General features: G+C 70.1%; 8 protein-coding genes. 3 read left to right on the top strand and 5 right to left on the bottom strand.

The features are described from left to right. Positions 1-14 precede the first annotated feature (14 nt). Positions 15-1,658: an ABC-F family ATP-binding cassette domain-containing protein gene (locus ACFXKA_RS03040; protein WP_379425672.1), complete on the top strand. Its 1,644-nt coding sequence runs from the start codon at positions 15-17 to the stop codon at positions 1,656-1,658. 49 nt (positions 1,659-1,707) lie between these two features. Here the strand turns inward: ACFXKA_RS03040 and glmM are convergent, their stop codons facing one another. The 3 genes from glmM to rplM form a co-directional block, all read right to left on the bottom strand. After that, positions 1,708-3,084 (bottom strand): phosphoglucosamine mutase, encoded by a 1,377-nt coding sequence (gene glmM, locus ACFXKA_RS03035; protein WP_379425670.1) that lies wholly within the window; start codon positions 3,082-3,084, stop codon positions 1,708-1,710. 228 nt (positions 3,085-3,312) lie between these two features. Beyond that, a complete protein-coding gene (gene rpsI, locus ACFXKA_RS03030; protein WP_379394682.1) occupies positions 3,313-3,828 on the bottom strand; it encodes a 30S ribosomal protein S9 in 516 nt (171 codons plus the stop codon). Continuing rightward, positions 3,825-4,268, bottom strand: a complete 444-nt coding sequence (gene rplM, locus ACFXKA_RS03025) for a 50S ribosomal protein L13 (protein WP_326309446.1) — start codon at positions 4,266-4,268, stop codon at positions 3,825-3,827. Before rplM ends, rpsI begins: the two co-directional genes overlap by 4 nt. A 302-nt stretch (positions 4,269-4,570) precedes the next feature. On the opposite strand from rplM, the gene ACFXKA_RS03020 reads away from it, so the two are divergent. Continuing rightward, positions 4,571-5,200 carry a hypothetical protein gene (locus ACFXKA_RS03020; protein WP_379425668.1) on the top strand — a complete coding sequence of 210 codons (630 nt, stop codon included), beginning with the start codon at positions 4,571-4,573 and terminating at the stop codon, positions 5,198-5,200. Here ACFXKA_RS03020 and ACFXKA_RS03015 read toward each other — a convergent pair. Continuing rightward, entirely contained in the window at positions 5,117-7,705 is a 2,589-nt protein-coding gene (locus tag ACFXKA_RS03015; RefSeq protein WP_379425666.1) for a hypothetical protein, read from the bottom strand. The two genes, ACFXKA_RS03020 and ACFXKA_RS03015, sit on opposite strands and share 84 nt — an antisense overlap. Positions 7,706-7,784: 79 nt before the next feature. After that, positions 7,785-10,514, bottom strand: a complete 2,730-nt coding sequence (locus ACFXKA_RS03010) for an ATP-binding cassette domain-containing protein (RefSeq protein WP_354830351.1) — start codon at positions 10,512-10,514, stop codon at positions 7,785-7,787. 148 nt (positions 10,515-10,662) lie between these two features. Here ACFXKA_RS03010 and ACFXKA_RS03005 point away from each other — a divergent pair, with 148 nt between their 5' ends. Beyond that, positions 10,663-12,102, top strand: a complete 1,440-nt coding sequence (locus ACFXKA_RS03005) for a metallopeptidase (protein WP_354831593.1) — start codon at positions 10,663-10,665, stop codon at positions 12,100-12,102. Positions 12,103-12,261 lie beyond the last annotated feature (159 nt).

Below are 12,261 nucleotides of genomic sequence, written 5' to 3'. Positions count from 1 at the left end.
GCAGAATCGCGCTGGTGAGCACCACTCTGCATGCGCGCGGCCTGGCCGCCGGACACGGTGAGCGGATTCTGTTCTCCGACCTGGACCTGATCCTCGCCCCGGGCGACGTGATCGGGCTGGTCGGCGTGAACGGCGCCGGGAAGTCCACCCTGCTGCGCATGCTCGCCGACGGTCGCGCCCACGAGGGCGAGATCGTGCTGAGCCCGCCCGACGCCACCGTCGGCTACCTGGCCCAGGAACCCGAGCGCCTGGCCGGCGAGACCGTGCTCGAATTCCTGCGCCGCCGTACCGGTGTGGACGCCGCCCAGCAGCTCATGGACGCCGCCGCCGAACGCCTCGCCGACGGCGGCGACGACGAGTATTCCCCCGCCCTGGAGCGCTGGCTCGCCCTCGGCGGCGCGGACCTGGAACAGCGCGCCGAGGAAGTGGCCGCCGATCTCGGCCTGGCCGAGAGCCTCCCGCACGGCCTCGACACCCCCATGACCGTGCTCTCCGGCGGTCAGGCCGCGCGCGCCGGGCTGGCCTCGGTCCTGTTGTCGCGCTTCGACATCCTGCTGCTCGACGAGCCGACCAATGATCTGGATCTCGACGGCCTGGCCCGGCTCGAGCAGTTCGTGACCGGCGTCCGCGAGCCCCTCATGGTGATCAGCCACGACCGGGAGTTCCTGGCGCGCACCGTGAATCGCATCGTGGAACTGGATCTGGCGCAGCAGCAGGTCGGCGTCTACGACGGCAGTTACGAGTCCTACCTGGAGGAGCGGGCGATCGCGCGCCGGCACGCGCGCGAGGCCTACGACGAGTACGCCGACACCAGGTCCGGTCTGGAAGCGCGCGCCAACATGCAGCGCAACTGGATGGAACACGGCGTCCGCAATGCCCGCCGCAAGTCGAAGGCGGACTCCGACAAGATGGGTCGCAAGGCCCGTGCGGAATCCACCGAGAAGCAGGCCGCCAAGGTCAAGCAAACCCTCAAACGCATCGAACGCCTGGACACGGTGGAGGAACCGCGCAAGGAGTGGGAGCTGCGCATGTCCATCGCCGCCGCCCCGCGCAGCGGCTCGGTGGTGGCGACCGTGTCGGGCGCCACCGTGAGCCGCGGCGACTTCACCCTCGGACCGGTGACGGTGCAGGTGGATTGGGGCGACCGCATCGTGCTGACGGGCGCCAACGGTTCCGGCAAGTCCACGCTGCTGTCCCTGCTGCTCGGAAAGACGAAGCCGGACAGCGGATCCGCCGCCCTCGGCTCGGGCGTCGCGATCGGCGAGGTCGATCAGGCGCGCGGCCTGTTCCGCGGAACCGCCACCCTGGCCGACACTTTCAGCGCCCAGGTGCCCGACTGGAACGAGTCCGACGTCCGCACCCTGCTCGCCAAGTTCGGCCTGCGCGGCCCACATGTGCTGCGCTCCAACGACACTCTCTCCCCCGGCGAGCGCACTCGCGCCGCACTGGCCCTGCTGCAGGCCCGCGGCGTGAACCTGCTCGTCCTGGACGAGCCCACCAACCATCTGGACCTGCCCGCCATCGAGCAGCTGGAGCAGGCCGTCGAATCCTTCGAGGGCACAGTGCTCCTGGTCACCCACGACCGTCGCATGCTCGACAATGTCCGGGCCACCCGCCGCTGGCACATGGACGGCGGGCAGCTCACCGAAACGCACTGACCCGTGCTCCCGGCATGCGATTCGGCATGCCGGGGGCGACAGGGGCTACTCAGACGGCCGCGACCAGCTTGGCGAGATTGTCGGCCAGGTCATGGGCCCGGGTGGGGTCGGTCGCCTCCACCATGACGCGGACCAGCTGTTCGGTTCCACTGGGGCGCAACAGGATTCGGCCGGTATCGCCCAGCAGGCGCTCGGCTTCGGCGACGGCTTCCAGCACCGACGGCGCGGCCGCGACCGCCGCCTTGTCGGTGACCGGGACGTTCACCAGCACCTGCGGGACGGTCTGCACGATGCTCGCCAATTCCGCCAGGCCGCAGCCGGTTTCGGCCATACGGGCCATCAGCTTCAGGCCCGTCAGGACGCCGTCGCCGGTGGTGCCGAACCGAGGGAAGACCACGTGGCCGGACTGCTCGCCGCCCAGCGTGTAGCCGCCCGCGCGCAGATCCTCGAGGACGTAGCGGTCGCCGACGGCGGTGGTGCGCATGGTGATTCCGGCCTCGCGCATGGCGATGTGCAGGCCGAGATTGCTCATGACGGTGGCGACCAGGGTGTTCTGCACCAGGTCACCGGAGTCCCGCATGGCCAGGGCGAGGATGGCCATGATGGCGTCGCCGTCGACGACCGCGCCGGTCGCGTCCACGGCCAGGCAGCGGTCGGCGTCGCCGTCGTGCGCGAGGCCGAGGTCCGCGCCGTGCTCGCGCACGGCGCGCTGGACCTGCTCCAGATGCGTGGAGCCACATCCGTCATTGATGTTCAGGCCGTCGGGTTCGGCATTGATGGCGATGACCGTGGCGCCCGCCTCGCGGTAGGCGGTGGGCCCGACCTCGGAGGCCGCGCCGTTCGCGCAGTCCACCACGACGGTGAGCCCGCGCAGATCGCGGCCGGTGGCCTGGACCAGGTGCTCGACGTAGCGCTCGTGGGTACCTTCCAGGCTGAAGCGGTCGTGTACGTCGTAGACGTGCCCACCGAGTCCGGGACGGCCGAGCACCCGTCCGATCGCCGCCCCGGTGGGACGAGTGAAGGCGCCCTCGGCGACGAGCGCCTCGATGCGGTCCTCGATGGCGTCGTCCAGCTTGTGGCCACCCGCGGCGAAGATCTTGATGCCGTTGTCCGGCATGGGGTTGTGCGAGGCGGAGATCATGACGCCCAGGCAGGCGTCGTACAGGCCGGTCAGGTAGGCGACGGCGGGTGTCGGGAGCACGCCCACCGACAGCACGTCCACACCGGCGGCGGTGAGGCCCGCGGTGACGGCGGCCTCCAGCATTTCGCCGCTGGCGCGCGGGTCGCGGCCGACGACGGCCAGCGCGCGCTTCTTCCCCCGACTCAGAACCTGGGCGGCGGCGGCCGAAACCTGCAGCGCCAGTTCCGGACTCAAAGACTCATTGGCGAGCCCGCGCACGCCATCGGTGCCGAACAAACGTCCCATTACCTCAACACCCCTGCTGGTTCGGTCGATACAGCACGAGAGCAGGCTTCCGGCCCTCTCCCGGACTCTCGCATTCCGCCGCGTTCCGCGGCGGAGTGCGTCCAGGAAATAAGGGGCAACAGTTGTGAAAACCGTTGCGGGGAGCCTGCTCTCGTACAGGTTGCCGTGTAGACCGTACCGTGCCCGGCCCCGGAAGGACCGGGCACGGTAGAGCCCGACGGCGCAATATCAGCGCTTCGAGTACTGAGGCGCCTTGCGGGCCTTCTTGAGGCCGTACTTCTTGCGCTCGGTGGCACGCGGGTCACGGGTCAGGAAGCCGGCCCGCTTGAGGGCGGGACGGTCCTCCGGGGTGACCTCGATGAGGGCACGCGCGATGGCGAGGCGCAGGGCGCCGGCCTGACCGGACGGGCCGCCGCCGACCAGGCGGGCGTGCACGTCGAAGGTCTCGGTGCGCTCGACGGTGACCAGCGGGGACTTCACCAGCTGCTGGTGCACCTTGTTCGGGAAGTAATCCTCGATGGTGCGGCCGTTCAGCACGAAGTTGCCGGAACCCGGCACCAGGCGCACGCGGACCACGGCCTCCTTGCGGCGGCCGACGGTCTGCACCGGGCGATCGATGACAACCGGGGCGGAGAAGGTCTCGGCGTACTCGGCCTCGGCCTCGTAACCGTCACCCTCCTCGACGACCTCCACGGCGGTGTCCTCGACGACGTAGTCGTCGTTGAATTCCTCAGGAGCGGTCACTGGGCCACCTGCTTGATCTCGAAGGGGATGGGCTGCTGGGCGGCGTGCGGGTGGTTCGGGCCCGCGTAGACCTTCAGCTTGCGAATGATCTGGTTGCCCAGCTTGTTCTTCGGGATCATGCCCTTGACGGCGCGCTCGACCAGACGGTCGGGGCGGGTGTCCAGGATCTGGCCCACGGTACGACCCTTCAGACCACCGGGGTGGCCGGAGTGGGTGTAGAGGACCTTGTCCTCACGCTTGTTGCCGGAGACGGCGACCTTGTCCGCGTTGATGATGATGACGAAGTCGCCACCATCCACGTTCGGGGCGTAGGTCGGCTTGGTCTTGCCGCGCAGCAGGTTGGCAGCCTGCACGGAAAGACGGCCGAGCACTACGTCAGTGGCGTCGATGACGTACCACTTGCGGGTCACGTCACCGCCCTTGGGGCTGTACGTAGGCACAGTGCATCCCTGTCTGTCGTAGGTTTTGCCAGCCAAGCGTGAGGTCGAGCTGATTCCCGGCGGCCGGTGGAGACCCGGGGCTCGTCGGACAACCGGTTACCCGGCCGTACCGCACGCCAACGAGCCACCTTACCAGCGGGGGTGGCCGTCTCCCGAATCGGTCCTGGCGGGCAGGGAACACCCGATCGAAGAGTGATTCATCTCACAGTCTAAGCGGAATGAGCTCCTCCGGTACGGGCATTGTATGGAGAACGGGAACCATCGCGACGGTTGGTCCAGCCGTCCTGCCAATGGAGGCCGCCATGGCGATCAGCACCCAGCCGACCTATTCGCGCGCAGCAGCGACGCCCCACCCGCATGCGGCCGCCATGCGCCGGATCCTGCTGACCGTCGTGACCGGCAGTCTGGTCTTCCTGATCCCCTGGATCGCGTACCTCTCGGTCAGCCTGCCCGCCGAACGGCAGGTGAGCCAGTGGGACATCGCGTGGGTGGGCTTCGATTTCGCGCTGGTCGGCGCGATCGGCATGACCGCCTGGCACGCCTGGCGGCGCCGGCAGGTCTTCATTCCGTGGGCGATGATCACCGGGACCCTGCTGATCTGCGACGCCTGGTTCGACATCGTGCTCGACTGGAACAGCCCGGATCTGTGGTTCGCCCTGCTCTCCGCCGGCATCGGCGAGCTGCCGCTGGCCGCGCTGCTGTTCTACGCGGCCCGGCGGCTGCTGCGACTCACCATCGAACGCGCCTGGGCGCTGACCGGTCACACCGGACCCGCGCCCCGGGTGTCCAGGGTCGAGCTGCTGACCGCCACCAACTGGCTGCGGCTCGACGATCTCGCGGCGAACGGATCAGATGTGCAGGGGCGGGCCCGGATCGGCGCCGCGCGCGGGTCCGGGAATGGTGTAGCGCAGCGTGTCGATGCCGAAGCGTAGACAGTCCTGATCCCTGGGATCACCGACGGTGGCGATGCCCGCATGCGGGAGGCCGGACACGAACGGGGTCACAGCGCAGGATTCGTTGACCGGGCTCACGGTCCCGCCACCGACCCGAATCACGGTGTCGGCGGGCGTGGTTGACGCGACCGGGTCGGACCGCTGGTCGGAGTGTGCGCCCAGCAGCGACAGCGCCGCCGCGCCGACAATGATCGGAGCGCCGAAGGGCTTGCGCATCTTGTTCCACAGCTTGCCCTTGCGCTGCTTGCGGTCGCTCTCGGAGCCGGATTCCGAATCCGGCTGCCCAGCCGCATCTTCCGGCGTTTGCGGATTCGCCCCAGGCGCCCCCGTCGACATCGACCCACCGTACATCCCGCCGGACTGACCAGGAGCATTTCCACCGGATCCAGCAAAACCCCCGCGACCCGAACCGGACGTATCCCCCTCGGGCACATAGGGACCGACCGGGTAGCCGCCGGTGTTGTACCCACCCTGCTGCCCATAGCCGCCCGAGCCGTATCCGCCCTGACCGTACTGCCCGGCGGCGCCCTGCTGCGGGGCGTACTGGCCACCCGCATTCGGCTGCGCGCCGCCCGGACCGTAGCCGCCCCGGGCGGCCGCATCGGAGCTCGGAGCATTCGCCGAACCGTAGCCCGCAGCAGCCGGATAGCCGGAAGTCCCGGCGCCCGGTCCGGATTGACCGGAACCGTAGGAACCACCGGGTCCGTACTGGCCGGCGGGCTGGCCGTAGCCCGGCTGCCCGGCCGCCTGGCCGTAGCCGCCTGCCGGCCCGTAACCGCCGGAGCCGTACGGTCCGGCGGGCGCACCGCCCGAACCCTGTTGCGCGCCTCCGGCACCCGTGCCCTGTGGCGCACCTGCACCCGAGCCCGGCCCGGCATCGGCGGCGGGTGTGCCCGGCTGACCGAATCCCTGCTGGCCCGCCCCGGCGCCGCCCTGGCCCATGACCGTGGTCAGCTGATCATCGGCCGGCGACCCGGGCGGCCGCATGAACCGGCCACCCACGCCCTCCAGCCCGGGCGGCAGCGTGCCGCGGCCGCCGGCCACCGGCTGCGGCCCGGTGCTCGGATTCTCGGTGCCACGGGGAACCCCTTGGCCCGCATCGCCACTCGGCGACTGCCCCGCCGCCTGCGCGGTGAGCCGCGCGACCTCCTCGGCCGTCATTCGCTGGGTCAGGCCGCCCGGTCCGGTCGGCGTGCCCGCGCCACCGCTCTGAGATGCGGCCTCCTGCGCGGTGATTCGCCTGGTGAGACCTGCTGCCGCGGGATCGGCGACGGCCTGTGGGCCGGTCCCGGCTGCCTGCTTCGCCTGGGCGGCGGCGGTGATGGCCGTGGCCTCCTCGGCGGTGAGGCGGACGGTCGCACCCGCCGGGTCGGCACCCGGGTGATCCGGCGCGGCGGCGGGATCGACCGTGGGCTGCGGGCCGGTGCCGCGCGCGGAATCCGGTCGCTGCGCACCGGATTCGGGTGTGGGCGGTGAATCCATGTGCCGGGGAATCAATTCCGGCTGGTGAGCCAGCGGCTCGGGCTGACGCTGCAGTGGCTGCCCGGCGGCCGGGCCGCCGGTGACATGACGCGGACCCTGCTCGATCGGGCGCGCATCGGCGCCGGCCGGCTGCGGCGCGGCGGCCGCGGGCCGCTCGTAGGCCGGGTCGCCCTCGCTGTCGGCGACCAGCAGATGGGTCGCGCCCAGGACCAGGGCGTGCATCGGGTGGTCGGCGACCTGGAAGCGGTGGCCGAGATGGTTCTGAAAGGCCAGGCGCAGTGCGTCGTTGAAGCACACATTGCCGGTGAGCAGCACGGTCGAGGTGTCGGCATTGATGGCGCGGGCCGCGGCCATCACCTCGATGACCACATTGTCGGCGGCGTGGGCCTCGTGCAGCGCCTCGGCGGTGATGGCGACGCTGACCGACTCGGTGGGCTGATCGTCATTGCCGTGGACGGCGACGACCAGGCATTCACGACCGTCGGAGTAGACGCCGACCGCGCCGACCGCCGGACCGCGACCGGGCGCGCGCACCAGACCGAGGGCGCGGACATAGCCGGAGAGCGCGACCGATTCGGGCAGCGGCTCGGCGGGCACGCCGAGTTGCTCTACGAGGCGCACGAATTCGTCGACCTTGGGGTCGGGCCATTCATCGGGGAAGGGCAGCGCGAGCACATCCGGCGCACCGCCCAGGTGCTCGACGATGGACGCGAGCGGATTGTGCAGGCGGGCCCGGAAGACCAGCTCGGCCGGCCAGGTCGCCCCGGCCACCACGATCTGCGGGTGCCCGATGATGTCGCGCACATCGGAGATGGCGATGCCGACATCGGGACGCCGGTCCACGCCGGCGGTGTGCAGCCGGCCGGACGAATCCGCCAGCAGGTATGCGGGTGGTGTGTATGTGCTTTCGACCTGGACCGGGCGAATGGGCGAACCGCCGCCACCGGCGGCCACCGACACCACGTCCCAGCCGAGATGCACTGCACCAACTCGAGCCGTCACAGTCATCAGTCTGCCTGCTCGCTTCGCAGTGCGCGCGACCGAATCCACACTTCGCACCCCCGCCTGCGCGAATGGCCGATCACGCAGCCGACTTCTTCAAGCGCAGGCGCGACCAGGTGAACAGGGCGAGCAGCACGGCGATCACGGCGAGCACGGAGACATCCAGTGCCCACGCGCCGACGGTGTGCTTCCAGAAGTGGTCCTGCTGCGCCGCCGCCGAGGCCGACAGATTGGGCAGATCGACCGTGGACGCTCCCGCGGAGTAGCCCCAGCGCGAGGGGAACAGCCAGGAAAGCTGGTCCAGCACAACGCGGCCCGTCACCGGGATCATGCCGCCCGCCATCACCAGCTGCGCCATGATGATCACCACCAGCAGCGGCATCACCTGCTCGTTGGACTTGGCCAGCGCGGACAGCGCCAGACCCAGCACCACACAGGTCACCGCGGTGAGGGCTACATCGAGATACAGCTCGGCCGGGCCGTAGGGAATCACCGCGCCCTTGCTCGGCGGCTTCTTCACCGCCAGCACGATGCCGATCATCACAGCCGACTGCAGCAGTGCCGCAAGGCTGAAGACCACGACCTTCGACATCAGGTATGCGCCGGAACGCAATCCGACCGCACGCTCCCGGTAGTAGATGGCCCGCTCGCCGACCAGGTCACGCACCGTGAGCGTGGCGCCCATGAAGCAGGCGCCGAGGATGAGCACCACCAGCAGCTGCTGGGCCTCGCCATTGTTGGCGCGCACGAAACTGCCGTCGGGCGCCTGCACGAAGCCGACGGACTCGAATCCGCTCTTGCCCTGCACGACCAGCGACAGGCCGCCCAGCACGAACGGCAGGATCGCGAGGAACGCCAGATAGCCGCGGTCGGCGAAGATGAGCCGCAGCTGCCGCCGCGACAGCGTGGAGAACTGTTTGAGCGGACTGGATTTCGGCGCCTTCGCCCGTTCCACCGGTTTGACCGGCGCGGGCGGCTCCGCGAACGCTTGGCGGGAGCGGAAATTCGCGAAGGCCCCGTCCGGATCGGTGGCGACGCGGCCGAAGATCTCGGCCCAGTCGCTGGTGCCCATGACGTGGCCGACGCTGCCCGGGTGCCCGCAGAAGGCGGTCTTGCCGCCCGGTGCGAGCAGCAGCACCTGATCGCACATGTCCAGGCAGGCCACCGAGTGGGTGACCACGATGACGGTGCGCCCGGCATCGGCCAGTTCCCGCAGCATGGTCATGACCTGGCGGTCCAGCGCGGGGTCCAGGCCCGAGGTGGGCTCGTCCAGGATCAGCAGCGAGGGACCGGTGAGCAGCTCCATGGCCACCGAGGCGCGTTTGCGCTGACCGCCGGAGAGCCGGTCCACGCGGGTGTCGGCGTGCTGGGTGAGCGAAAGTTCCTTCAGCACATCGGCGATCACCTGCTGGCGGTCGGCCTTGCTGGTGTCCGGGGGCAGGCGCAGCTGGGCGGCGAAGTTGAGCGCCTGCTTGACCGTCAGCTGCCGGTGCAGCACGTCGTCCTGCGGCACCATGCCGATACGAGAGCGCAGCGCCTCGTACTCGGCGTGCAGGTTGCGGCCCTCGAAGGTGACCACGCCCGCGGACGGATGCGTCGTTCCCGCAATGAGTTTCGACAGGGTCGACTTGCCCGCGCCGGAGGGGCCGATCAGCGCGGTCAGGGAGCCGCGCCCGGCCTGCATGTTCACGTCGATGAGCAGCTGCTTGTTGCCCTCGACGGTGAACGAGACGCCGTGCACGTGCAGGCCCTGCTCGGCGACCGGCCGCTGGCGATGGACCAGCGTGCCCTCCTGCACGACGAAGTCGACGTTACCGATGGTGACGATGTCGCGTTCACGCAGCAGCGCCCGCTGCTCGCGGCGGCCGTTGACGAAGGTGCCGTTGGCCGAGCCCAGGTCCTCGATGGCCAGGCCCTGCCGGTCCGGCACCAGGCGGGCGTGCCGGCGCGAGGCCATCGGGTCGTTGACCACGATCTGGTTGTCGCTGGTGCGGCCGATGTTGAGGCCGTCGCGCGGAATCCGGTCGGCGCGCGCGATGGCCGCGGTGGAGGCGCGGGCGCGGATCGGCGGCAGCAAGGAGGTGTCCGCCTTGGTGGTCATATTGATGTTGTCAGCGGCGGCCGGGGGCGGCGTATTCACCGGCGGGCGCGGCACATTCGGCGTCGCCGAGGTGCCGGGAGGCGGAGTCTGCCGCTGCTGCAGGGGATTCGGCTGCTGGTGCGGTACCGGGTGCGGCAGTTGATGCTGCGGCCCGGACGCGGGCCGGTTCACCGGCGGCCGCTGCGCGAGATTCGGGTTGGCCTGGGCCGGGTTGGGCCAGGCCTGCTGCGGATTGGGCCGCTGCTGCACCGGCGGGCGCTGTGCGAAGGGCTGTACCGGCGGCTGCTGGGCCTGCTGCGGCTGACCCGCCTGCGGCATCGGCCGCGACGGCGGCCGGTTCGGCGGCGGCATCATGCCCGGACGCTGCTGTTGCGGCGGCGTACCACCGCCGCGGCTGGTCTGCGGCAGCAGGTGCAGCAGCGGCCCGGTGATGGCATCGCCGAGCCGCACCTGGGTGGGCCGGTTGATGACCAGTGGCGTGGTCAGGCGGCGGGCGTCCACGAAGACGCCGTTGGTGCTGCCATTGTCGCTGAGCATCCACGACCCGGCCTCGTAGCTGAGGGTCGCGTGCACCCGGGACACCAGCGGGCTGTCGACGAACAGCATCACCTCCGGCGCCCTGCCCATGGTGATCTGCTGGGTCGCGTCGAAGACCCGTTCGGTTCCTTCATGACGCACGGTGATCTGCTGCGCCCCCGGTGAAGACATGGCTGGATAATAAGCGAAGCCCCCGGAGTCCGGCGTTGCGCTCATCGGCCGCAGGCCCGATAACGGGACAGAGATCGAATCAGCCTGCGAGGGAGTGCACGTGGCGAGACGCCAGGGGGAGGCGGTGCGCACGCGCCGGTCCGGGGGGATTCGCCGCGTGGTCGTGGTGGCGGGGGTACTGGTGCTGGCGGTCGCGCTCTTGTCCGGATGTACACGAACTGTTCACGGTCGCGCGGTTTCCATCTACGACGACCCGTTCAAGGTGGCCGGTCTGCCCACCACCAGCGGCCCCAGCGGTCCGCGCGCGGGCGCCCCGGATTCGACGCTGACCGCGCAGGATTCCGACGGCGGCCAGGTCGACCACCTGGTTCTCAACGCGCTCGACGATATCCAGACCTATTGGCAGGGCGAGTTCCCGCTGGAGTTCGGCGGCGTCTTCAGCCCGATCGGCAAGTTCATCTCGTGGAGCGCCAAGACGCCGCGCTCGCAGGCCGGGCAGTTCTGCGGGGAGTCCAGCTACCGGCTCGTCAATGCCGCCTACTGCCGCCTGGACGGATCCGTCGGCTGGGATCGCGGGGTGCTGCTGCCCGCGGTGGCCGACGAGTTCGGGAAGATGTCGGTGGTGATGGTGCTGGCCCACGAGTACGGGCACGCCATCCAGGAGATGGCCAAGCTCGTCGGCCGCCGCACCCCGACCATCGTCAAGGAGCAGCAGGCGGACTGCTTCGCGGGGGCGTTCATCCGGAATGTGGCCGAGGGGAAGGCCAAGCACTTCACCATCAACACCTCCGACGGGTTGAACGCGGTGCTGGCCGCCACCGTCGCCTTCCGCGACGCGGACCCGGACGATCCGCAGAACGTGCACGGTTCGGCGTTCGAGCGGGTGACCGCGGTGCAGATCGGTTTCACCGACGGGCCCAAGGGCTGCAAGGCCATCGACCAGAACGAGATCGACCGCCGCCGCGGCGATCTGCCGCAGACCCTCGGCAACGACTCCGGCCACGGCCAGTCCGATGTGAACAAGGCCAACCTCCAGGAGCTGGCCAAGGCCATGGCCGCCATCATGCCGATCCGGGACGAGCCCGGGTACAGCTACGACTCGGCCAAACTGAACTGCCGCAACGGCGCCGACACCGTCCCGGTCACCTACTGCCCCGCCACGAACCTGATCGGCACCGACGTGCCCGCGCTGCACGATCGCGGCGTCTCCAACGCCGACGATCAGGACGCCCTGCCCGCCGATGTGACCGGCGATTTCACCGCCTACATCGTCTTCATCTCGCGCTACACCCTGGCCGTGCAGCATGCCGCGGGACTGCCGCTGAAGGGGGCGAAGACCGGCCTGCGCGCGGCCTGCCTGTCGGGCGTGATCTCCGGAAAGCTGGCCGGCCCCAACCGAAGCAAGTCCCAGGGCGACATCTCGCTGTCGGCGGGCGATCTCGACGAGGCGGTCTCCGGCCTGCTCTCCGACGGCCTGGCCGCCAGCGACACCGACGGCAGGACCGTCCCCAGCGGCTTCTCCCGAGTCGACGCCTTCCGCGCCGGTGTCCTCGGCACCCAGGACACCTGCTACTCGCGCTACACATAGCCGCCTCGCAGTTCCGCCTCTCCGCGCCTTCAGCGGACGGCCGGGTGCCGTGAACAGTCGTGCACCCGTGCCGGCGGTTGAGAGCCGAACCGATTCTGGGCGTACCCGGTGAGTTACCCGGACGATGCGAAATCAGTTGTCCGCTGGGATACGAAGAAG

This window comes from Nocardia sp. NPDC059228 (genome assembly GCF_042754245.1).
Taxonomy (GTDB): domain Bacteria; phylum Actinomycetota; class Actinomycetes; order Mycobacteriales; family Mycobacteriaceae; genus Nocardia.
Note: the sequence above shows the minus strand (reverse complement) of the source record. Positions and strands in the feature narration are given on the sequence as shown.